The sequence below is a fragment of the Ensifer soli genome (assembly GCF_041928815.1).
Taxonomy (GTDB): Bacteria; Pseudomonadota; Alphaproteobacteria; order Rhizobiales; family Rhizobiaceae; genus JBHFEI01.
In genome coordinates this window covers 1-22,834 of record NZ_JBHFEI010000024.1, presented here as the reverse complement: position 1 = coordinate 22,834, position 22,834 = coordinate 1, and the positions used below count along the sequence as shown (strand labels likewise).

The window sequence follows — 22,834 nt, the reverse complement described above, 5'->3', positions numbered from 1 at the left end:
TCGCCCGATGATGGCGACGGGCTCCGGCTTTCCGGGAAGAAAGGGCATCGTCAGCGGCCGATGCCGGCGCGGTTCTGCGTGACGGGCCGGAGGGTGCTCCGCAGCGCGAGCGGATGCGGACCGTCGCCGATCCGCCGGTCGAGCACCACTGGCTTCGAGAAATAGTAGCCCTGGACGATGCGGATGCCGGTATGCGCCATCAGGTAGTCGAGTTCCTCGCGCTCCTCGACCCCCTCGACCACGATCTTCATCCCGAGCGAATGGCTCAGCGCCTCGATCGCGCGCAGCACGTTCTGGCTGCGCGGGCGCTGGTGCAGCTTGGTGATGAAGGAGCGGTCGATCTTGACCTCGTCGGCGGTGATCTCGGCAAGGGCCGAGAGCGAGGAATAGCCGACGCCGAAATCGTCGATCGAGACTTTCGCGCCGATCTGGCGGATCAGCGGCAGCACCTGCTGCTGGAAGCTCGCCTTGGAGACGAAGGCTTCCTCGGTGATTTCTAGGAGAAACCGCCCCGCCGCTCCGCTCGCCGCGATACGGGCGAGAAGGCCGCGCATGAAGGCGAGGTCGGTCGCCTGGCGCGCGGCGACATTGACGCTGATCGTTACGTTCGCGCCGAACGTCTCGTCGATCAGGTCGAGCGCGTCCAGCGTCCTTTCGACGACGAGATGGCAGAGCTCGTCCATCATGCCGAGCTCGACGGCAAGCTCGATGAAGCCGCCGGGCCCGATGATGTTGCCGCCGTCGTCGACGAAGCGCAGCAGCACCTCCACGCCGCAGACGGTGTTGCTGCGGATGTCGAATTTCGGCTGGTAGGCGCAGGTCACGCGCCGTTCGCGCACCATCAGGCGCAGCAGTTCCTCGCGGCGCCCCTGCTCGATCGCCGCATGCTCGATGCTGTCGTCGAAGAACTGCACATGCCCGAGGCCGCTGCCCTTGCTGCGATACATGGCGCGATCGGCATTGGCGCGCAGCGTCTCGTAGTCCGCGCCGTGGACCGGATAGAGGCTCACCCCGATCGAGGCGGACGAGTGGATCTCCTCGTTGCCGATGTAATAGGGCACGGAAAGGCTGCGCGACAGCGCGCGGATCTCCGCCTCCGCCGTCGCCGCGTCGTCGAGCGGCGACAGGAACAGCAGGAACTCGTCGCCGCCGAGGCGCGCCAGCATGTCCGAGGGCCGCAGGTTGCGCGACAGGCGCTTCGCGATCTCGACCAGCAGGAGGTCGCCCGCGTCATGGCCGTAATGGTCGTTGACATGCTTGAAGCGGTCGACGTCGATGAAGACGAGCGCGAAGGGCGCGCGTGACGCCGCCGCATGGCTCGCCACGCTCTGCTCGATCAGGCGCCGGTTCGGCAAGCCGGTCAACTCGTCGAAATAGGCGCGCTCGATCAGCGTCTGCTCGCGCGCATTGCGCTCCGTCTCGTCGAGGGCGAGCGACACCGTGTAGGCATCTCCGGCGACCTCGATGTCGAAATCGCGCCGTTCCATGCCCGGGCGGGTCGAGGCAGATCCGGCGGCGGGATTGGCGTAGATCCGCTCGCCCCGCCGGGTCCGGAGCGAAAGGCCGAAGGGGAGGGCGTCGAGGAGCCGCTCGATCGCCATCGGAGGCACCGGCCGGTCGACGCCGTCGATCCGCTCGTCCGCCCTCATTCTTGCATCGTTGCCCGTCATGGTCCGCCCCGCCGGTCAGAAGCGGCTCGAGCCGACATCGTTGCGAAGGGCGGCGTGCAGGGCGCGGTTGACGGCGGACTGGCCGGTCTCCGTGTCCTGGCCGCCGCGGCTCTCGTCGAGGCTGCCGATGGCGCCGGCGCCGACGCTCGATGCCTTCCGCCAGCGTTCGATTGCCCTGTTGACCTGATCCTGTGCGCCGAACCCGCCGTTTTCGCCGCCGCGCGCCTCGATCTGGTCGCTCGCCGGCAATTGCCGCGCCGGCAGCCGGTCGAAGGCGAAGCGCATCGGCAGGGCGATCGCCTCGCCCGCGGCGATCACCTCGCCGGTTCCGAGCGACGGCAGGAAATTCAGGAGGTTGGCGGCCGAATCGGCCATCGCCGAGCGCAGAAGCTGCTGGTCGCGGTCGTTCGCCATGCGCATCATGAAGAGCGAGCTGCACTGCGAGACGATGGTCGGATCGAGCTCCGCCGGCCGCTGGGTGACGAGGCCGAGATGCACGCCGTATTTGCGCCCCTCCTTGGCGATGCGACAGAGGATCCGCCGGACCGGGGCGAAGCCGCTGCCCGGATCGGCCGAGGCGAAGCGATGGGCCTCCTCGCAGACGATCAGCAGCGGCGAGCCGCCGTCGCTCCAAAGGCCGAACTCGAACGCCATGCGCAGGATGACGCAGACCGCCGCGTCGACCACTTCGCCCGGAAGTTCCGCCAGCTTCAGCAGGGTGATGCCCGAACGGTCGGTCCCGACGGAGAAGAGCTGCTCCAGCACCTGCGCCATCGTATCGCCGCCGACATTGGCGTTCTCGAACATGAAGGCGTAGCGCGGATCGTTGCGCACCGTCTCGATGCGCGTCATCAGCCGGTGGTGGACCATGCGCGTCGCGCGGTTCTCGAGCTTGCCCATGCGCTCGTCGATGAGCTTGATCAGGTCCTGGATGAGGAAGGGCGAGGGTGTGTCGACGGTGAAGCCGCTCTGCCGGGTCTGGCGGCGGGTGAGGAGCGTGCGCTCGGCGCCGGATTTCAGCGCGGAATAGGTGGATTTCGCCACGGGGATGAGCTCGGCGAGAATGTCGAGTTCCTCCATCACGGCCGGGCGGCCGCCATAGATCGCGTCGGTCAGCTCGTCGAAGTTGAACAGCCAGAAGGGAAGCCGCAGCGTCTTCGCGTCGATCACCGAGGCGCGCCTGTCGAAGCAATGGGTGTATTCGTTGTGCACGTCGAGGAGCAGGATGCGCACTTTCGGACGCGCCGCCACCAGCGCGTTGAGGATGACGGCGGTGCCGCTCGACTTGCCGACCCCCGTCGAGCCCATCACGGCGAAATGCTTGGCGTAGAGGCCGTCCGCATCGATCGAGACCGGGTGGGTGCCGTCGCCCGCGACGGAGCCGACGCGGATCGCCGGACCGGCGAAGGATCCCTGGATCAGATCGAGCGCGTCCTGCGGCAGAAGCTCGACCTGATCGCCGATGGCCGGATAGTGGCGCACGCCGCGGTCGAAGCCGAGCCGCCCGCCGGCATCGACGACGATCTCGCCCATCAGGTCGATATCGGCGACGACCTCATGCCCTTCGGAAGCCATCGCCTTGCCCGACGAGACCTCGTTGATCATGCCGACGGCACCGCCCTTGCCCTGACGGACAAGAATGAACTGGCCGACGGTCGCGCGCGCGCCGGGAATTCCGGACGCGATGGCAAAGCCGATCTTCGCCTTGGATCCCCGGCAGGAGATGACCGTTGCGAAGGGCGTCGAGCCAACGGGCGCCCGGAGCGGGAACGCGGATTCGATATGCACGGAACATTCCTCCAATCAGATGCGGCCGACACTGCGCCCGAAAATGTAATGGAGTGCTAAAGCGCCGGCCCGCGCTTGCGCCGTGGTGAACGATCCGTTTGCGTGCGTGCGGCGATGACACGGGATCGGGGGCGCACCCGCTTCGGCCCACAGTGTCGCGATCCCGGCGTGCCACGCCCATCGCGCCGCTTGGAAAACTATTCTCGAATTCAATCTATATAAAAAATGGAAAAACTCGGTTTCCTGACGGCGAGGCCTTAGGTTTCGGTCCTCTGCTGATCTGGGAGCCAAGAATGACACGGGCGATCCGCTTCAATGCCTTCGACATGAACTGCGTCGGACACCAGTCGCCCGGCCTGTGGGCGCATCCGCGCGACACGTCGTGGAAATACAAGGACCTCGACTATTGGCAGGACCTTGCCCGCACGCTGGAAAGAGGTGTCTTCGACGGCATCTTCATCGCCGACGTCATCGGCTATTACGACGTCTACAAGGGCTCGAACCACCACGCGATCCACCAGGCGGCGCAGCTTCCGGTCAACGATCCGCTGCAGCTCGCGGCACCCATCGCGCTGGCGACGGAGCATCTCGGCATCGGCATCACCGCCTCGACCTCCTTCGAGCACCCCTACACCTTCGCCCGGCGGATCGCCACCGCGGACCATCACACGAAAGGCCGGGTCGGCTGGAACATCGTCACCTCCTATCTGGAGAGCGGCGCGAAGAACATCGGCGAGGGCGGTCTTCGCCGCCACGACAACCGCTATGACGTCGCCGCCGAATATGTCGAGGTGCTCTACAAGCTGCTCGAGGGGTCCTGGGAGGAGGGCGCCGTCGTCCGCGACCGGGAAAAGCGCGTCTTCACCCATCCGGAAAAGGTGCACGAGATCGGCCACAAGGGCACCTATTTCGACGTGCCTGGATACGGACTGACTGAGCCCTCGCCGCAGCGCACGCCGGTGCTCTACCAGGCGGGCGCTTCGGGGGCCGGCAAGGCCTTTGCCGCCGCCCATGCCGAATGCATCTTCGTCGCCGCGCCGACGAAATCGGTGCTGAAGGCCTATGTCGGCGAGATCCGCCGCAGGATCGCCGAGGCCGGCCGCGATCCGTCGAAGGTCTATATCTACACGCTTCTCACCATCATCACCGACGAGACGGAGGAGAAGGCGCAGAAGAAGTTCGAGGACTACCGTTCCTACGTCTCGCGCGACGGATCGCTCGTCTTCATGTCCGGCTGGAGCGGCATCGATTTCGGCCAGTACGCGCCGGAAGACGTGGTGCAGAGGATCGAGACCAATGCCATCAAGTCCTTCGTCGAGCATATCGCCGGCGGCGACAAGTCCTGGACGATCGACGAACTGGCGAAGTTCGGCGGCATCGGCGGGCTTGGGCCGGTCATCGTCGGCTCGCCGACGCGCATCGCCGACATCCTGCAGGAGTGGGTCGAGGATACCGATGTTGACGGCTTCAACCTCGCCTATGCGGTGACGCCCGACAGTTTCGAGGACGTGGTCAACCTCATCGTGCCCGAATTGCAGCGCCGCGGCGCCTATCCGACCGCCTACCGGCCCGGCACGCTACGCGAAAAGCTGTTCGGAGAGGGCCCCTACCTGCCCGCGACCCATCCCGCCAACGGCTATCGCGACATCGAGGCGGTCAAGCGGCGCGAGGCGGCGGAGCGGGCGACCGTCGCGACGCTGAAGACGGCGAAGGGCTGAGGCGGCGATGGCGAGCCTTCTCGACCTCAGTGAGGTGTCATTGTCCTTCCGCGGCGTCAAGACGCTGAACGCGCTCAGCTTTTCGGTCGAGGAAGGCGAGATTTGCGCCCTAATCGGCCCGAACGGCGCCGGCAAGAGCTCGCTGCTCAACGTCATCAACGGCGTCTATCGCGCCGATTCCGGCGACATCGTCTTCAACGGTGCCCGCTTCGAGGCGATCCGGCCGGGCAGGGCGGCGCGCCTCGGCATCGGTCGCACCTTCCAGCACAACGCGCTGTTCCGCCGCCTGACGGTGCGCGAAAACGTTCTGGCCGGCCTTGCCCGCCATGGCACGGCGAATGTCGTCGAGACCGTCTTCCGCTTCGGCCGCGACCGCGCCGAACGGCGCGACTTCGCCGCGCGCGCAGACCGCGTGATCGGCTTCCTGGGGCTGGAGGCGGAGCGCGACCGCATCGTCTCGTCGCTCTCCTACGGCACGCAGAAGCGCGTCGACCTCGCCCGCGCCCTCGTGTCCCAGCCGAAGCTGCTGCTGCTCGATGAGCCGATGGCCGGCATGAACCAGGACGAGAAGCGCGAGATGAGCCGGATCATCGCCGAGGTCAACCGCGCCTACGGCACGACGATCGTGCTGATCGAACACGATGTCGGCATCGTTCTCGGTCTTGCCCGGCACATCGTCGTGCTCGACTACGGCCGCAAGGTCGCCGACGGGACGCCGGAGGCCGTGCGCAACGATCCCGAGGTCATCGCCGCCTATCTCGGCACGGTCCATTGAGGGGGCGGACATGGCATTCTTTCTCGAAACGCTGATCGCAGGCCTGTTCGCCGGGCTGATGTACGGTCTCGTCGCCATCGGCTTCGTGCTGATCTACAAGGCGTCCGGCGTGTTCAACTTCGCCCAAGGGGCGATGGTCTTCCTCGCCGCCCTCGTCTTCGTCACGCTCATCGAGCGCGGGGCGAACTTCTGGGTCGCCTTCGCCGCCACATCGGCGTTGATGGTGCTGGTCGCGGTGGCGATCGAGGCGACGGTGCTGCGCCCTTTGCGCAACCGTGATCCGCTGACGCTGTTCATGGCGACGCTCGGCCTCTCCTTCGTCATCGACGGCGCGGCCCAGTTCTTCCTCGGCACCGACGTGCACATGCTCGACCTCGGCATCGAAGACATCGCGGACGACTATTACGGCCTGTTCATCAGCAGTTTCGACATCACCGCCTCGCTCATCGTCGTCGCCCTCGTCGCGGTGCTGGCGATCGTCTTCAGCCGGACGCGGATGGGCGTGTCGCTGCGCGCGGTCGCCGACGACACGCTCGCCGCCCAGTCGATCGGCATCCGCCTGCCGGTGATCTGGCGCATCGTCTGGAGTGTGGCCGGCGTCGTCGCGCTGGTGGCGGGGCTGCTCTGGGGCGCGCGGCAGGGCGTGCAGTTCTCGCTGTCGCTCGTCACGCTGAAGGCGCTGCCGGTGCTGATCATCGGCGGCTTCTCCTCGATCCCCGGCGCGATCGTCGGCGGCCTGATCGTCGGTGCCGGCGAGGCGCTCGCCGACATCTATCTCGGGCCGATCGTCAACGGCAGCGTCTCCACCTGGTTCGCCTACATCCTCGCCGTCGCCTTCCTCCTTATCCGCCCGGCCGGCCTCTTCGGCGACCGCGACATCGAAAGGGTCTGAGCCATGACCACGATTGAACAGGGCGCTGCGCCGCAGACCGCCGCGCTTCCGGCGGGTCCGGCCCTTGTGCCGCTGGCGCTCGCAGCGATCGGCCTCGTCGTCGCCTTCGGCGTCGTGCCGGCGGTCGCCACCGACTACTGGCTGAGTTCGATCATCATCCCGACGATCGTGATGGGCCTTGCCGGCATCTCGCTCAACCTGCTGCAGGGCTATGCCGGCCTCGTCTCGCTCGGCTCGGCGGCCTTCATGTCGGTCGGCGTCTTCTCCGCCTACAACCTGATCCTGCGCGCGCCCTTCCTTCCCCTGCCGGTGGTTTTCGTGCTCGCCGGGCTGATCGCCGCGGCCGTCGGCGTCTTCTTCGGCCTGCCGGCCTTGCGCATCAAGGGCTTCTACCTTGCCGCCTCGACGCTCGGCGCGCAGTTCTTCTTCCAGTGGCTCTTCACCAACTATCCCTGGTTTTCCAACAACAGCCAGTCGCTGACGATCTCGGCGCCGCGTCTCGAATTCCTCGGACATCATCTCCAGTCGCCGGTCGGACGCTACCTGCTGGTCGTCACCGTGACGGCGCTGTTGATCGGGCTCGCCTTCCTCGTCGTCAGGAGCCGGCTCGGCCGGGAGTGGATGGCGATCCGCGACCAGGAGACGGCGGCCTCGGTGCTCGGCATCCGCGTCGCCCGGCGCAAGCTGGAGGCCTATGCGGTCTCCTCCTTCTTCCTCGGCGTCACCGGCGTGCTCTGGGGGTTTGCCTATCTCGGCACGGCCGATGCCCACACCTACAATCTCGACAAGTCGTTCCAGATCCTCTTCATCGTACTGATCGGCGGCACGGCGACGATCTTCGGCAATTTCCTCGGTGCCGCCTTCATCGTGCTGACCCCGATCCTGCTCGACAACATCGTGCTTGCGGCCAACATCGCCTATCTCGGCGACCAGGGCGCGATCACCAACCTGCAGCGCGTCATCTTCGGCGCGATCATCATCCTCATCCTGATCAAGGAGCCGGACGGGCTCTCGGCGCTGATCCGGCGCGGCGCGGATGCCGTCCGGGCGCGGCTCAGAAAAACCTAGGCATTCCTCGCTTCCGTGCGGACCGGGTGTGGCGCCGGATCCTCCGCCCGTCGGGACATCGTCCGGCGCCATCCTCCGTAACGCCAGACACAAGCGACACAACAAGGGGTCACCATGTCGATAGTCTCGAAAACGATCGCGCTCACGGCGAGCGCGCTGATCGCGGCGGCGACGCTCGCCGCACCCGCCTACGCCGAGGACGCGGCCGGCCAGCAGCTCTATCCGCTGTTCACCTACCGCACCGGCCCCTACGCGCCGTCCTTCATTCCCTTCGGCGCCGGCAACATCGATTATCTCCGCTACGTCAACGAGGTCGAGGGCGGCGTCAACGGCGTAAAGATCCTGATCCAGGAATGCGAGACCGCCTATACGATCGAGCGCGGCATCGAGTGCTACGAGCGCTACAAGAACGGCTTCAACGGCGCGCTGACGGCGGCGATCTATCCGCATTCGTCGGGTCTCGACGTGGCGCTGACCGACAAGGCGCGCCTCGACAAGGTGCCGATCGTCAGCCCCGGCGGCGGCCAGAACATCGCCACCGACGGCCGCGTCTTCCCCTACCAGTTCCCGCTGATCTTCGACTACTGGTCGGAGGCGCAGATCATCGTCGACTACATCGCAGCCCAGGTCGGCGGCCACGACAAGCTGAAGGGCGTCAAGATCGCCACCCTCTACCACGATTCCGGCTATGGCCGCGACACGATCGAGCCGCTCGCCATCCTGTCGAAGAAATACGGCTTCGAGGATATCCAGATCCCCGTGCCGCATCCGGGCGAGCAGCAGCAGGCGCAATGGCAGCAGATCCGCCGTGCCGGCGCCGACTGGGTGTTCCTGCGCGGCTGGGGCGTGATGACGCCGGTGGCGATCAAGACGGCGGCCCGCGTCGGCTTCCCCGCCGACCGCATCATCGGCGACATCTGGTCGGGCTCCGAGGACGACGCCCGTCCGGCGGGCGCCGCCGCCAAGGGCTATCTCGCCGTCTCCGTCTTCCCGCCGGGCACCGATTACGGCATCCTGAAGACGCTGAAGGAGAAGATCGTCGATGCCGGCAAGTCCGACCTCAAGGACAATTCCAAGTTTGGCACGGTCTATTACAACTACGGCGTGATCGAGGCGATCACCTTCGTCGAGGCGCTTCGCACCGGCCAGAAGAAATTCGGCAACAAGGCGCTGAACACCGCCGAAGGCCAGTGGGCGCTGGAAAACCTCGACATCGATGACAAGCGCATCGCCGAACTCGGCGCCGAAGGCCTGATCAGCCCGCTGAAGACCACCATCGACAACCACAAGGGCGAGACGATCGCCGCCAAGATCATCCAGTGGAACGGCGAGAGCTGGGACACGCGGACCGACTGGCTGAAGGCCGATCCGACCCTCTTTGCCGACGTGATCAAGGCCAAGGCCGCCGCCTATGCCGCCGAGAAGGGCATCACGCCGCGCGCCGACGCCAGCAACTGAGCCAAGGGGGATCGCCGACCATGACCGGGCAGAAGACAGGGTTTCTCGATGTTCTCAGCATCGAGGCCGTCTACGGACAGGCGATCCTCGCCGTGCGCGACGTCTCGCTGACCGTCGAGGAGGGCCGGATCGTCGCCCTTCTCGGCGCCAACGGCGCCGGCAAGAGCACGGTGCTGAAGGCGATCTCCAACCTGCTCGGCCCGGCCCGCGGCCGGGTCAGCCGGGGCGAGATCCTCTGGCGCGGCGAGGCGGTGAGCGACCTCTCCGCCGCCAGGCTCGTCGATCGCGGTGTCGTGCAGGTGCTGGAGGGTCGCCACGTCTTTGCGCAACTGACTGTCGAGGAGAACATCCTCTCCGGCGGCTATGTGCGAAAGCCCTCGCGCAGCGCGCTGAACGACAGCCTCGAACAGGTCTATACGTGGTTTCCGCGCCTCAAGCAGAAGCGCGGGACCAAGGCGGGCCTGACCTCCGGCGGCGAGCAGCAGATGGTGGCGATCGGCCGGGCTCTCATGACGAAGCCGACACTGGTGCTGCTCGACGAGCCCTCGATGGGGCTCGCGCCGATCATCGTGCAGGAGATCTTCGAGATCATCCGCACGCTGAACAGCCAGTCCGGCGTCAGTTTCCTGATCGCGGAGCAGAACGCCGCCCTGGCGCTGACCTATGCCGATCACGGCTACATCCTCGAAACCGGGCGCGTGGCGCTCTCGGGCACCGCCGAGGCGCTGCGCGCCCGCGACGACGTCCACGACTTCTACCTCGGCGGCGCGGCCTCGGCCGCCTGATCCGTATCATCGCATCGAAAGGAACACGCATGTCCCAAATCGACCTCGGCTGGGGCGAGGGCCCGAGCGCGCGCTACGAGGCGCTGGCCGACCGCTTCCGTCCGCTTTTCGCCGACATCGCCGCCGGCGCCATCGACCGGGAAATCCACCGCACATTGCCGGCAGACGAAATCGCCGCACTGAAGGCGGCCGGCATCGGCGCGTTGCGCCTGCCGGAAGCGGAGGGCGGGTTCGGCGCCACCCTGCCCGAATTCCTCAACGTCCTGATCGAGCTGTCGGAGGCCGAATCCAACATCACCCAGGCGCTGCGCGGCCATTTCGGCTTCGTCGAGGACGTGATCAGCAAGGCCGAGGGGCCGGACCGCAGCCGCTGGGCCAAACGCATCGCGGCGGGCGAGATCGCCGGCAACGCCTGGACCGAGATCGGCACGGCCAGCCAGGACGCCTTCTCGACGCGCGTCTCGGAAAAGGACGGAAAGCTCGTCGTCAACGGAGCGAAATACTACACGACCGGCTCGCTCTTCGCCGACTGGATCGATGTCGGCGCCACCGGGCTTGAAGGCGAGGGCGTCGTGCTGCAGGTGCGGCGCGACGATCCCGGCGTCAACGTCATCGACGACTGGGACGGTTTCGGCCAGACGCTGACGGCGAGCGGCACGACGACGCTGACCGATGTCGCGGTCGATCCGGCCGACATCGTCGTCGACGCGGAAAAATTCCGCTACGGTGCTGCCTTCTACCAGGCCGTGCATCTGGCGACGCTCGCCGGCATCGGCCGGGCGCTGACGCGCGAGGTCGCCGAGGCCGTCGCCAAGCGCACGCGCAACTATTCGAACGCCGCCGGCCCGCGTTCCAGCCAGGATCCGCAGGTTCTGCAGGTGGTCGGCCGCATCCGCAGCAATGCCTATGCGGCGGGCGCGATCGTGCTTCAGGTCGGCCGCGCCATCGAGCGCGCCCATCTCGCCCGCTTCGAGGACGATGCCGAGGCCGAGGAGAAAGCCAACGCCATCGCCGAGCTCGAGACTTCGCAGGCGCTGAACATCGTCAGCGACCTGATCCTCGACGCCTCGACGATCGCCTTCGACACGCTCGGCGCCTCGGCGACGCGCAAGCCGCTCGCGCTCGACCGCTTCTGGCGCAACGCCCGCACCCTGTCGTCGCACAATCCGCGCATCTACAAGGACCGCATCGTCGGCGATTATGCCGTCAATGGCACGCCGCCGCCCTACCAGTGGCGCATCGGCGTTCCGGCCGGAAACTGAGCCGGAACGCCCGTCGCCCGCCGGGGATGGCGGGCGATGTCGCAAGTGCCATGCAACGGAGTGTCATGGAACGGCCGCCGGGAATCCCCGGCGGCCTTTCCTGTCAGATCGACGTGATCGCCTGGTCGTGCGACGGCTTGTCCCAGAGGTTGATGTCGCCTTCCACGGCGTAACGATCGATCTCGGCCAGTTCGTCTGCCGAAAATGCCAGATTGTCGAGCGCCGCCACGTTCTCGACCACCTGTTCCGGCGTGCTGGCGCCGATCAGCGTCGAGGTCACGCGCGGGTCGCGCAGCACCCAGGCGAGCGCCATCTGCGCCAGCGTCTGGCCGCGCCGCGCGGCGATGTCGTTCAGCGCGCGCACGCGGGCGAGATTGGCGTCGCTGAGGTGGGAGGCGGGCAGCGAGCCGCCGCCCGGCCGGTTGATGCGCGCGTCCTGCGGGATGCCGTTCAGGTATTTGTTGCTGAGCAGACCCTGGGCGAGCGCGGTGAAGGCGATGATGCCGGTGCCGGTCTCGGCGCAGGCGTCGAGAAGATCCTTCTCGATCCAGCGGTTGAGCATGTTGTAGGCCGGCTGGTTGATGAGCAGCGGAATGTTGCGCTCGGCGAGCAGCGCCGCGATTTCCCGCGTTTTCGCGCCTGAATAGGACGAGACGCCGACATAGAGCGCCTTGCCCTGTTCGACGGCGGTGGCGAGCGCGCCGGCCGTCTCCTCGAGCGGCGTGTCCGCGTCGAAACGATGCGAATAGAAGATGTCGACATAGTCGACGCCGAGACGCTTCAGGCTCTGGTCGAGGCTGGCGAGCACGTATTTGCGCGATCCGCCGCCCTGGCCGTAGGGGCCTGGCCACATGTCCCAGCCGGCCTTGCTCGAAATGATCAGCTCGTCGCGATAGGCGGCGAGATCCTCCTTCAGCACCCGGCCGAAGTTGATCTCGGCGCTGCCATAGGGCGGGCCGTAATTGTTGGCGAGGTCGAAATGGGTGATGCCAAGATCGAAGGCCTTGAACAGGATCGACCGCTGGCGCTCGATCGGCGTCGTGTCGCCGAAATTGTGCCAGAGCCCGAAGGAGAGTGCCGGAAGCATCAGACCGCTTCGCCCGACGCGGCGATAGCGGCCCTTGTCGTCGTCATAACGGTCGGCGGCGGCTTGGTAGGTCATGGTCGGATCTCTTCCCTGTTGCGCGACGGCGGATCGCCGACGCCGGACGGCATGATAGGCGGATGGACGGTCTATCAGGACAGCGACCCGGATGCAAAGCCGGTCGGACCCGGCGGCGGCTGCGATGCAGCCGGGGATGTCCGGCACGGGAGGTTTGCCGGGCGGCGGCCCGCCGGGAGCCTCTCCCCGATACACGCAAAGCGATCAAAAAATACTAAAAGTTGTATTTACTCGTTGAAAATGCAATTTTCGTGTGTATTCTGCGGGTCGTGATTGTGGGATGGCTCGGGAGGAAAGCATGAGCAAGAACGGCAGGAGCTATTATGGCCATTCCGGGCGTGGAGCCCGACCGGAGTGACTGGCAGCGTCTCGACGACCACGCGATCGCCGTCGCCCGGCTCGCCGCCGCGATGGCCTCGGCCTTCGGGCTGGAAAAGGCGGCCCATCTCCTCGGATTGCTGCATGATCTCGGGAAGTATACGCCCGAATTCCAGCGCCGCCTCGAGGGGGCGGATATCCGCGTCGATCATTCGACGGCTGGCGCCCGTCTGCTGACGGGCGATTTCGCCCGCGGCCTCGACAAGAGCATCGCCGAGCTTCTCGCCTATTGCGTCGCGGGTCACCACACCGGCCTGCCGGACTGGCACACGCCGTCGCCCTCCTGCCTGAAGCGCCGGCTGGCGGGCGAGATCCTTCCCGTGGACGAGATCTGGAAGACCGAGCTGGCGCCATCGGCGGAGGGTCTGGTGCCCTCCTTCATCTCGCGCTTCGACAGGCAGGACCGGCAGGTCGCGGCCTTCCAGTTCTCGATGATCGCGCGGATGCTGTTCTCCTGCCTCGTCGACGCGGATTTCAAGGATACGGAGGCCTTCTACCAGGCGCTCGACGGCCGCACGGCCGATCGCGACTGGCCGGAACTGCAGGCGAGCCTGCCGGAATTCCTGCGCCGCTTCGACGCGCACATGGCGGCGATGGGCGCGGCCGAGACCGATCTCAACCGGCTCCGGCGCGATGTCCTCTCCCATGTCCGCGCGCGGGCGACGGAGGGACGAGGCCTTTTCACGCTGACGGTGCCGACCGGCGGCGGCAAGACGCTCGCCTCGCTCGCCTTCGCGCTCGACCATGCCAAGGCATGCGGCCATACGCGCATCATCTATGCCATCCCCTTCACCTCGATCATCGACCAGACGGCGGCGATCTTTCGCGCCATTCTGGGTGACGACAACGTCCTCGAGCACCATTCCGCCATCGACGACGACACGCTCGACCGCGAGGACGGCTGGAAGAGCCGCGACAAGCTCCGGCTTGCGATGGAGGACTGGGCGGCGCCGGTCGTGGTCACCACCAATGTCCAGCTGTTCGAAAGCCTGTTTTCCGCGCGCACGTCGCGGGCGCGCAAGGTGCACAACATCGCCAATTCCGTCATCATCCTCGACGAGGCGCAGACGCTGCCGCGGCATCTGCTGCTGCCGGTGCTGCGCATGCTCGACGAGCTGGCGCTGAACTACGGCTGCAGCATCGTGCTCTGCACGGCGACGCAGCCGGCGCTCGACCGGCGCAAGCTGAAGGGCGGGCTGGCGCTGGAGGGACGCGAACTGGCGCCGGATCCGCAAGGCCTGTTCGCGGCCCTGCGGCGCACCCGCATCGTCCAGGCCGGGGAGATGGACAACGACGCCCTCATCGCCGCCCTTTCCGGGGAGCCGCAGGCGCTGGTGATCGTCAACAGCCGCCGGCATGCGCTCGATCTCTACACGCAGGCCGACGCCGCCGGCCTCGACGGCCTGATCCACCTGACGACCCGGCAATATGCGGCGCACCGGCGCCAGATCCTCGCCGATGTCCGCGCCCGTCTTGCCGCCGGCACTCCCTGCCGGGTGATCGCCACCAGCCTGATCGAGGCCGGCGTCGACGTCGATTTCCCGAAGGCCTGGCGCGCCGAGGCCGGCCTCGACCAGATCATCCAGGCCGCCGGCCGCGTCAACCGCGAGGGAAGGCGCCCGCTGGAAGAGAGCATCGTCACCGTGTTTTCCGCGAGCGCCTACCCGCCGCCCTCGGAGATCCGGGGCCTCGTTTCGGACATGCAGCGCGTGCTGAAACGGCAGGAGGACCTCCAGTCGCTGCCCGCGATCGAGGATTACTTCGGCGAGGTCTACTGGCGGGTCGGCCGCGACGGGCTCGACCGCCGCGTCGAGGGCAAGGGCATCCTCGATCATTTCGTGCTGACCGGGCAGGGCACGGATTTCTCCTTCCGGACCGTGGGCGAACGGTTCCGCATGATCGAAAGCACGATGGTGCCGGTCATCGTGCCCGGCGACGCCATCGCTGAGAAGGCCGTCCGCGCGCTTGGCTCCGGTGGAATTTCCGCTGGACGAATCGCGCGGAAATTGCAGGCTTACCTCGTGCAGGTTCCGGTTCAGGCGCGGCAGATGCTGATCGACAACGGTCACGTCGGCTTCGTGCGGCCGGACCTCTGGGGGGACCAGTTCGCAATCTTGAAGACCATGAGCCTCTACAGGCCGGAGATCGGCCTGTTGTGGGAGGATGCCGCCTATCTTGCGGTCGAGAACTCGATCATCTGATCGCCCTTTCCGGCGACGGGCGTGCATCTCTTTTTTGATCGAAGGAGAAAACCGTGGCTTTCGGCATCAGGTTGAAGGTATCGGGCGACTATGCCTGCTTCACGCGGCCCGAGCTCAAGGTGGAACGTGTCAGCTACGACGTGCCGACGCCGTCGGCCGCGCGCGGCATCCTCGAAGCGATCCACTGGAAGCCGGCGATCCGCTGGGTCGTCGACGCGATCCATGTGCTGAAACCGATCCGTTTCCAGTCGATCCGCCGCAACGAGGTGGGCGGCAAGGCGCCGGCCGGCAAGATCAAAAGCGCGATGAAGCGCGGCGATCTCGCCGATCTCCAGCTTCTCGTCGACGAGGACCGCCAGCAGCGTGCCGCGACCGTGCTGGTCCGTCCGGCCTATGTGATCGAGGCGCATTTCGAGCTGACGGAGAAGGCCGGGCCGGACGACAACGAGGGCAAGCATCTCGATGTCTTCCGCCGCCGCGCCGTCCGCGGCCAATGCTTCCACCAGCCCTGCCTCGGCACACGGGAATTCGCCGCCCATTTCGAGCTGGTCGATCCCGCCGCGCCGATGCCGATGGCGGATGAGGAGCACCGCAGCGCCGATCTCGGCTTCGGTACGCCGCGCGATCTCGGGCTGATGCTCTTCGACATCGATCACGGAGCCAAGGACCGGCCGTCGATGTTCTTCCGGGCGACATTGAGGGACGGGGTGGTCAAGGTCCCGCCGCCGCAGTCGCGGGAGATCCTGCGATGAGCATCCTCTCCTCGCTGGTCAGCGCCTATGACCGCCTGCCGGATGCCCCGCCCTTCGGCTATTCGACGGAAAAGATCGGCTTCGTGATTTCGCTGAACGACGACGGCAGCGTCTTCGACGTGGTCGATCTCCGCGAGGGCGAGGGGAGGAAGAGGCAGCCAAAGATGATGCTGGTGCCGCAGCCGGTGAAGCGGACGGCCGGCATCGCGCCGAATTTCCTCTGGGACAAGACGTCCTATGTGCTCGGCGTGACCGCCGGGGAGGGGCGGCGCACGGCCGACGAGCACGCCGCCTTCGTCAAGCGGCATCTGGACGCGCTCGAGGGAACGAACGATGCGGGCCTCGACGCGCTGCGGCTGTTCCTTCAGGGTTGGACGCCCGAACAGTTTGCCGGGCCGTCTTGGCCGGAGGAGATGAGGGACCAGAACGTCATTTTCGCGCTGGAGCGCGAGCGGCGGGAGCGGTGGCTGCACCAGCGGGAAGCCGCGAAATTGCTCTGGGAGCGTCATTCCACCGCAGATGAAAAGGGATTACGGGCCTGTCTCGTGACAGGGGAAATGGCACCGGTCGCGCGATTGCACCCTTCAATCAAAGGTGTCTGGGGCGCGCAATCCTCGGGTGCTGCGCTTGTCTCCTTCAATCTGGACGCCTTTACCTCCTATGGCCATGAACAGGGGACCAACGCCCCTGTCTCGGAATTGGCGGCGGCAAAATATACCACTGCCCTGAACCGGTTCCTGGAGCGCGACAGCGGCCACCGCGTCCAGATCGGTGATGCCTCGACGGTCTTCTGGGCGCAGGCCGGCCGCGTGGAAGACGAGGCGGTTGCCGAAAGCCTGTTTGCGGCCTTCGTCGGCGCGGATGCCGACGATGCCGAGGCGGTCAAAACGATCGGCGTGCAGCTCCAGCGTATCCGGCAGGGCGATCACCTGACGGACGTGGCGCCGGGGCTGGCCCAAAATGTCCGCTTCCATGTGCTTGGTCTTGCACCGAACGCCGCGCGCCTGTCGATCCGCTTCTTCTTCGAAGACGACTTCGGCACGCTGACGGAGCGCTACCAGAGGTTTGTCAGCGATATGCGGGTCGAGCCGCCGCCGCGCGGCGGCTACCCGCCGCTCTGGCGCTATCTCGCCGAACTGGCCGTGCTCGGCAAGCGCGAGAATGTCCCGCCCAATCTCGCCGGCGACTGGATGCGCGCGATCCTCTCCGGCACGACCTATCCGCTGACGCTGCTCTCGACCACGCTGATGCGCATCCGCGCCGACGGTACGATCAATGCGCTGCGCGCCGGAATACTGAAGGCAGTCTTGACCCGAAACTACAGGATGGAGGTTCCCGTGGCGCTCGACCCGGAGGAACGCAACAAGGGATATGTGCTCGGGCGGCTTTTCGCCGTCTATGAGGAAATCCAGCGCGCGGCCCTTGGCGGAAACGTCAATGCGACGATCAAGGACAAGTTCTACGCATCGGCGTCCGCGACGCCGCGCAAGGTGTTTTCGCTGCTCGACAGCGGTTCGGCCAATCATCTGTCGAAGCTCGGCAAGCAGAGCCGCGGCCGCCAGGTCAATCTCGTCCGCCTGCAGGAGGAGATCATGGACCTGATGGAACCGGGCGCCGATCCCTATCCGGCGTCCTTCTCCGCTCGGGAGCAGGCCCTGTTCGGCCTCGGATATCACCACCAGCACAGCGACTTCTTCAAATCACGCAAGACCGCCGACACGGACGAGAAAAGGGAGACCGCAGAATGACCACGCTTTCCAACCGGTATGATTTCGTTCTCGTCTTCGACGTCACCAACGGCAATCCGAACGGCGACCCGGATGCCGGAAACCTGCCCCGCCTCGATCCCGAAACCAATCACGGTCTCGTGTCCGACGTCAGCCTGAAGCGCAAGATCCGCAACTATGTCGAACTCGCGCGAGAAGGGCAGGAGGGCTTCCACATCTATGTCCAGGAAGGTGCGATCCTCAATGAGAAGCACCGGCAGGCGTACAAGGCCCTGCGTCCCGGCGATCCGAAGGTCGACAAGGACAAGTCGCTGAACCCGAAGGACGACGCGGAAGCCGTCAGGCTGCGCGATTTCATGTGCCGCAATTTCTTCGATGTCCGCACGTTCGGCGCGGTCATGTCGACCGGCATCAATGCGGGCCAGGTGAAGGGGCCGGTGCAGCTCACCTTCGCGACGTCCGTCGAGCCGATCGTTCCTGTCGAGATTTCCATCACCCGCATGGCCGCGACCAACGAGGCGGAGAAAAAACAGAAGGTCGAGGGCAGCGATGCCAATGAGCGCACCGACAACCGCACCATGGGCCGCAAGCACATCGTCCCCTACGGCCTTTACGTTGCGCATGGCTTCATCTCGGCGAAATTCGCAGAGCGTACCGGCTTTTCCGAAGCGGATCTCGCTCTTCTCTTCGAAGCGCTGACGACGATGTTCGAGCATGATCGCTCAGCTGCGCGCGGCGAGATGACCACGCGCAAGCTGATCGTTTTCAAGCATGAGAATCCGCTCGGCAATGCACCCGCCGGCGTGCTGTTCGATCGTGTCCGGATCGGCCGGACCGTCGACGGGGCGTTCCGGGAGATCGACATACGGCTCGACAACCTGCCGCCGGCGCGCCGGTTCACCGACTACACCGTCGCCATCGACAGGGAAAACCTCCCCGCCGGCGTCGAGATCATCGAGAAACTGTGACCATGGAGGGTGCGGAGGGACAGGAAGCCGAGCCGATCCCGCTGTCCGCCCTCCAGCACGCCGTCTACTGCCTGCGCCAGGCGGCGCTGATCCATCTGGAGCGGGTCTGGGCGGAAAACCGCTTCACGGCCGAAGGCCAGGTGCTGCATCAGGTGGCCGACAAGGGCGGCGCGCGAACGGGGCGCGGCGTCCGCCGCGTGATATGGCGCTGCCGCTCGCGAGCCGCCGGCTCAACATCGCCGGCGTCGCCGATCTGGTGGAGTTCCACCGGTCGAGCGACGGTGAGACGGCTTTCCCCGTCGAATACAAGCGCGGCAAGGCAAAACTCCACCGCGCCGACGAGGTGCAGCTCTGTGCCCAGGCGCTCTGCCTCGAGGAGATGACCGGCCGCGCCGTCCCGCAAGGGGCGCTCTTTTACGCCGAGACGAAGCGCCGGCAGGTGGTCCCGTTCGACGACGCCCTTCGCGCGCTGACGGAGGAGACGATCGCGGCCCTTGCCGATGTCCTTCGCAGCGCCGTCACGCCGCCGCCGACCCTTCGCCGCGAGCGCTGTCGCGCCTGCTCGCTGATCGACCTCTGCCGGCCGGATGCGGTGGCAAAGCCCGCCCGCGCCTGGCGCACCCGCATGGTCGACCGCCTGCTTTCCGACGACGCCGTGCCATGAAGACGCTGCTCAACACGCTCTATGTCACCACCGAGAACGCGGCGCTGCGCAAGGACGGCGAGAATCTCGTCGCCGAGGTCGAGGGCACGGAGCGGGCGCGCGTGCCCTTGCACATGCTGGCATCCGTCGCCCTCTTCGGACCGATCTTTATCTCTCCGGCCCTGATCGGCGCCTGCGCCGGCGCCGGCATCGCGATCGTGTTTCTCGAACGCAATGGCCGGTTCCAGGCGCGCGTCGAAGGCCCGGTCAGCGGCAATGTCCTGTTGCGCCGGGCGCAATACCGCATGGCCGACGCCCCCGAGGAGATCGTCCGTTCGATGCTGATCGGCAAGGTGGCGAACCAGCGCTCCGTGCTGATGCGGGCATTGCGCGACTATGGCGACGCCTATGGCGAGGCCGATCGTGCGGCGATCCTCGCCGTCACCGACCGCCTTGCCCGCATTGTCCGGCGTATCGAGCGTGCCGATGCGACGCTGGACGCGCTGCGCGGTTCGGAGGGCGAGGCGGCCAACCTCTACTTCTCGGTCTTCTCCCACCTGATCCGCGCGCCCGATCCGCAGATGCGCTGGACGGTCCGCTCGCGTCGCCCGCCGCTCGATCCGGTGAATGCGCTCCTCTCCTTCCTGTATACGCTTCTGACCCATGACTGCCGCAGCGCCTGCGAGAGCGTCGGGCTTGATCCGGCGGTCGGCTTCCTGCACCGCGACCGGCCGGGGCGGCCGTCGCTGGCCCTCGACCTGATGGAGGAGTTGCGCCCGGTGCTTGCCGATCGGCTGGCGCTGTCGCTGATCAACCGGCGCCAGCTTCGCGCCGGCGATTTCGAAACGCGCGAGGGCGGGGCGGTGATGATGTCCGACGAGGCACGCAAGACGGTGCTGACCGCCTGGCAGGAGCGCAAGAAGGACGAGCGGCTGCATCCCTTTCTCGACGAGAAGGCACCGCTCGGTCTCGTCCCCTTCCTTCAGGCCCAGATGCTCGCCCGCCATCTGCGCGGCGATCTCGACGCCTATCCGCCCTGGTTCTGGAAATAGGAGGCGTGATGCTCGTTCTCGTCACCTATGATGTGAGCACGACCGAGGCCAACGGCGCCGCCCGTCTTCGCGCGGTCGCCAAGGCTTGCCGCGATGTCGGCCAGCGGGTCCAGTTCTCCGTCTTCGAGATCGAGGTCGACCCGGCCCAGTGGACGCGGCTGAAGGCACGGCTCGAATCGATCATCCGTCCGGAGTGCGACAGCCTGCGTTACTATTATCTCGGCTCCAACTGGCAGCGGAAGGTGGAGCATGTCGGCGCCAAGCCCGCGGCGGATCTCGGCGGGACACTGATCGTCTGATCGCGATCGATCGGGGATCCGGTATGGGCGCCGCCCGCGCGAACCCCAAGCGTGCCGCAAAATCCCGGCCGGTTCGCACTCCGCCTTTCCTCTTGAAACGATTGCATCTCCGGGGCCGCTTCCGCCTCTGGCAAGGAGAAAGGGCGCGAGACAGCGACATGTCCGCGTTTCACGGGCGCTTTCGCCAACGCCTGCGATGGTTTATGGGGTGGACTGTCGCCCGCTTCGCGCGGGCGTGGATAGAAACATCCCGACGTTGAGGAGGACGATGTCCGGGAGCGACGTCGCCCGCTTCGCGCGGGCGTGGATAGAAACTTTGCCCGAGGACACCACGATCGCCACAGATTTGTCGCCCGCTTCGCGCGGGCGTGGATAGAAACCCACCGGCCCCGGCGGCGCCGGCGGCGGATCTGGGTCGCCCGCTTCGCGCGGGCGTGGATAGAAACTAACCCCCACCACCTGACGGGCGCGGCAACGCGCGTCGCCCGCTTCGCGCGGGCGTGGATAGAAACTCGGCCTTGCTGTATTGCTGCTTGCGGTCGGACCGTCGCCCGCTTCGCGCGGGCGTGGATAGAAACGCCGCCGCCGCACAGCGCCGCGTCACATTGAGCACGTCGCCCGCTTCGCGCGGGCGTGGATAGAAACGGCCGAGGCCTCGCCGTCCGCCATCAGCATGTAGGTCGCCCGCTTCGCGCGGGCGTGGATAGAAACGCCGCCGACCTCCTCGCCCTCAACGTCCGCCTGCGTCGCCCGCTTCGCGCGGGCGTGGATAGAAACCGGCCGATCTCGTCGGATGACGGGCAATCCGGTCGTCGCCCGCTTCGCGCGGGCGTGGATAGAAACATGCCGACATTGAGGACGACGATGTCGGGGAGCGTCGCCCGCTTCGCGCGGGCGTGGATAGAAACGCGACCCGATTGATGAAGAGCTGGACGCGCGGCGTCGCCCGCTTCGCGCGGGCGTGGATAGAAACTACGGAGGAGGGCGCCCAAAAACTCCTCGCGGAGCGTCGCCCGCTTCGCGCGGGCGTGGATAGAAACGGTCGCCGCATCCCAGGCATAGACGGCGGCCGATGGTCGCCCGCTTCGCGCGGGCGTGGATAGAAACCGGGCGCGGCGACCTATCCCTACGGGCAAGTCTGGGTCGCCCGCTTCGCGCGGGCGTGGATAGAAACCAAAGCACGTCGTCCGGCCAATGGAGGCAGTCAGTCGCCCGCTTCGCGCGGGCGTGGATAGAAACAGCAGGGGATCGAAAACCGGATCGGCAGTGACACGTCGCCCGCTTCGCGCGGGCGTGGATAGAAACAGCCAAAGGTCAACCACCGTCCCGTCCTTCGGAGGTCGCCCGCTTCGCGCGGGCGTGGATAGAAACTTTAAGCAATGGGGCGAGTGGGCACCCGCAACGCGTCGCCCGCTTCGCGCGGGCGTGGATAGAAACCGGCCCGGTGATCAGCACGCGCCCCGCCCCGGAAGGTCGCCCGCTTCGCGCGGGCGTGGATAGAAACCTCAAGATCGAGAACGCGCTGATCCGCTATATCGGGTCGCCCGCTTCGCGCGGGCGTGGATAGAAACGAGCAAAAGAAGGTCGAGATCATGCCGGGCCTGCCCGTCGCCCGCTTCGCGCGGGCGTGGATAGAAACCGGCGCACTGCGCCTGAGCGCCATCGGCGGCGGTCGTCGCCCGCTTCGCGCGGGCGTGGATAGAAACTTCGCAGCCGGGGCAAAACCGCGCCGGCGCTGCTCGTCGCCCGCTTCGCACGGGCGTGGATAGAAACGCCATTGAGTATATCGACTCCGCAAAGCGCCGCTCGTCGCCCGCTTCGCGCGGGCGTGGATAGAAACGTCGAGCCCCGTGGTCACCTGGGCGTAGATCTCCAGTCGCCCGCTTAGCGGGGGCGTGGATAGAAACCGGCGCGCTCCGACTGAGCGCCATCGGCGGCGGTGTCGCCCGCTTCGCGCGGGCGTGGATAGAAACAGGCCCCGCGACGGGCAATCGGTGCGCCATCCAGTCGCCCGCTTCGCGCGGGCGTCGATAGAAACACCGATGCGGAGGTGCGGGTGGCGCTGGTGACGGGTCGCCCGCTTCGCGCGGGCGTGGATAGAAAGTAAGCGTCCGGTGAGGCCGCCTTTGAGATTTTCCACGAACACCTGAAGTTACATCACTAGGGTCAGGACCTATTAATTTGCAATGAGGCAAGGGGTGTGATTGAGGATGGCAAAGGAATTTGCCATGTCTCA

At 66.5% G+C, this 22,834-nt stretch carries 17 protein-coding genes and 1 CRISPR repeat array; of the genes, 14 read left to right on the top strand and 3 right to left on the bottom strand.

The features are described 5' to 3' along the window. Nucleotides 1-50: 50 nt before the first annotated feature. The gene (locus ACEVQ6_RS22000; RefSeq protein WP_374891193.1) at nucleotides 51-1,670 is read right to left on the bottom strand and encodes a putative bifunctional diguanylate cyclase/phosphodiesterase; all 1,620 of its coding nucleotides are present in this window, start codon (nucleotides 1,668-1,670) and stop codon (nucleotides 51-53) included. Nucleotides 1,671-1,685: 15 nt separating this feature from the next. Continuing rightward, on the bottom strand, nucleotides 1,686-3,458 hold the full coding sequence (locus ACEVQ6_RS21995) for an ATP-binding protein (protein WP_374891192.1): 1,773 nt from the start codon (nucleotides 3,456-3,458) through the stop codon (nucleotides 1,686-1,688). 293 nt (nucleotides 3,459-3,751) lie between these two features. Between ACEVQ6_RS21995 and ACEVQ6_RS21990 the strand changes: the two genes are divergently transcribed. The 7 genes from ACEVQ6_RS21990 (at nucleotide 3,752) to ACEVQ6_RS21960 (ending at nucleotide 11,416) form a co-directional block, all read left to right on the top strand. Next, complete coding sequence (locus tag ACEVQ6_RS21990; RefSeq protein WP_374891191.1) at nucleotides 3,752-5,176, top strand: LLM class flavin-dependent oxidoreductase; 1,425 nt, start codon at nucleotides 3,752-3,754, stop codon at nucleotides 5,174-5,176. Nucleotides 5,177-5,183: 7 nt separating this feature from the next. After that, nucleotides 5,184-5,951, top strand: a complete 768-nt coding sequence (locus ACEVQ6_RS21985) for an ABC transporter ATP-binding protein (RefSeq protein WP_374891190.1) — start codon at nucleotides 5,184-5,186, stop codon at nucleotides 5,949-5,951. A 10-nt stretch (nucleotides 5,952-5,961) separates the two neighbouring features. Continuing rightward, a complete protein-coding gene (locus ACEVQ6_RS21980; RefSeq protein WP_374891189.1) occupies nucleotides 5,962-6,843 on the top strand; it encodes a branched-chain amino acid ABC transporter permease in 882 nt (293 codons plus the stop codon). Nucleotides 6,844-6,846: 3 nt separating this feature from the next. Further along, nucleotides 6,847-7,911: a branched-chain amino acid ABC transporter permease gene (locus ACEVQ6_RS21975; protein ID WP_374891188.1), complete on the top strand. Its 1,065-nt coding sequence runs from the start codon at nucleotides 6,847-6,849 to the stop codon at nucleotides 7,909-7,911. Between the two features lie 114 nt (nucleotides 7,912-8,025). Next, nucleotides 8,026-9,369 (top strand): ABC transporter substrate-binding protein, encoded by a 1,344-nt coding sequence (locus ACEVQ6_RS21970; protein WP_374891187.1) that lies wholly within the window; start codon nucleotides 8,026-8,028, stop codon nucleotides 9,367-9,369. 20 nt (nucleotides 9,370-9,389) lie between these two features. Then, a complete protein-coding gene (locus tag ACEVQ6_RS21965; protein WP_374891186.1) occupies nucleotides 9,390-10,154 on the top strand; it encodes an ABC transporter ATP-binding protein in 765 nt (254 codons plus the stop codon). 29 nt (nucleotides 10,155-10,183) lie between these two features. Next, nucleotides 10,184-11,416, top strand: a complete 1,233-nt coding sequence (locus ACEVQ6_RS21960; protein WP_374891185.1) for an acyl-CoA dehydrogenase family protein — start codon at nucleotides 10,184-10,186, stop codon at nucleotides 11,414-11,416. Nucleotides 11,417-11,519: 103 nt separating this feature from the next. On the opposite strand, the gene mgrA is transcribed toward ACEVQ6_RS21960, so the two are convergent. Then, the gene (gene mgrA / locus ACEVQ6_RS21955; RefSeq protein WP_374891184.1) at nucleotides 11,520-12,578 is read right to left on the bottom strand and encodes an L-glyceraldehyde 3-phosphate reductase; all 1,059 of its coding nucleotides are present in this window, start codon (nucleotides 12,576-12,578) and stop codon (nucleotides 11,520-11,522) included. Nucleotides 12,579-12,901: 323 nt separating this feature from the next. On the opposite strand from mgrA, the gene cas3 reads away from it, so the two are divergent. The 7 genes from cas3 to cas2 all read left to right on the top strand — a co-directional run bounded on the left by cas3 (nucleotide 12,902) and on the right by cas2 (nucleotide 20,598). Beyond that, nucleotides 12,902-15,157 (top strand): CRISPR-associated helicase Cas3', encoded by a 2,256-nt coding sequence (gene cas3 / locus ACEVQ6_RS21950; protein ID WP_374891183.1) that lies wholly within the window; start codon nucleotides 12,902-12,904, stop codon nucleotides 15,155-15,157. Nucleotides 15,158-15,210: 53 nt separating this feature from the next. Further along, nucleotides 15,211-15,909 (top strand): type I-C CRISPR-associated protein Cas5c, encoded by a 699-nt coding sequence (cas5c, locus tag ACEVQ6_RS21945; RefSeq protein WP_374891182.1) that lies wholly within the window; start codon nucleotides 15,211-15,213, stop codon nucleotides 15,907-15,909. Continuing rightward, nucleotides 15,906-17,657 (top strand): type I-C CRISPR-associated protein Cas8c/Csd1, encoded by a 1,752-nt coding sequence (gene cas8c, locus ACEVQ6_RS21940; RefSeq protein WP_374891181.1) that lies wholly within the window; start codon nucleotides 15,906-15,908, stop codon nucleotides 17,655-17,657. Before cas5c ends, cas8c begins: the two co-directional genes overlap by 4 nt. Next, complete coding sequence (cas7c, locus tag ACEVQ6_RS21935) at nucleotides 17,654-18,604, top strand: type I-C CRISPR-associated protein Cas7/Csd2 (RefSeq protein WP_374891180.1); 951 nt, start codon at nucleotides 17,654-17,656, stop codon at nucleotides 18,602-18,604. Before cas8c ends, cas7c begins: the two co-directional genes overlap by 4 nt. Nucleotides 18,605-18,806: 202 nt before the next feature. Beyond that, on the top strand, nucleotides 18,807-19,268 hold the full coding sequence (gene cas4, locus ACEVQ6_RS21930) for a CRISPR-associated protein Cas4 (RefSeq protein WP_374891179.1): 462 nt from the start codon (nucleotides 18,807-18,809) through the stop codon (nucleotides 19,266-19,268). Then, a complete protein-coding gene (cas1c, locus tag ACEVQ6_RS21925; RefSeq protein ID WP_374891178.1) occupies nucleotides 19,265-20,299 on the top strand; it encodes a type I-C CRISPR-associated endonuclease Cas1c in 1,035 nt (344 codons plus the stop codon). The genes cas4 and cas1c overlap by 4 nt, the downstream gene beginning before the upstream one ends. Before the next feature lie 8 nt (nucleotides 20,300-20,307). Further along, nucleotides 20,308-20,598 (top strand): CRISPR-associated endonuclease Cas2, encoded by a 291-nt coding sequence (gene cas2, locus ACEVQ6_RS21920; RefSeq protein ID WP_374891177.1) that lies wholly within the window; start codon nucleotides 20,308-20,310, stop codon nucleotides 20,596-20,598. A 215-nt stretch (nucleotides 20,599-20,813) separates the two neighbouring features. Further along, a CRISPR array of direct repeats spans nucleotides 20,814-22,702; the repeat unit is 32 nt; unit sequence GTCGCCCGCTTCGCGCGGGCGTGGATAGAAAC. Nucleotides 22,703-22,834: the final 132 nt, after the last annotated feature.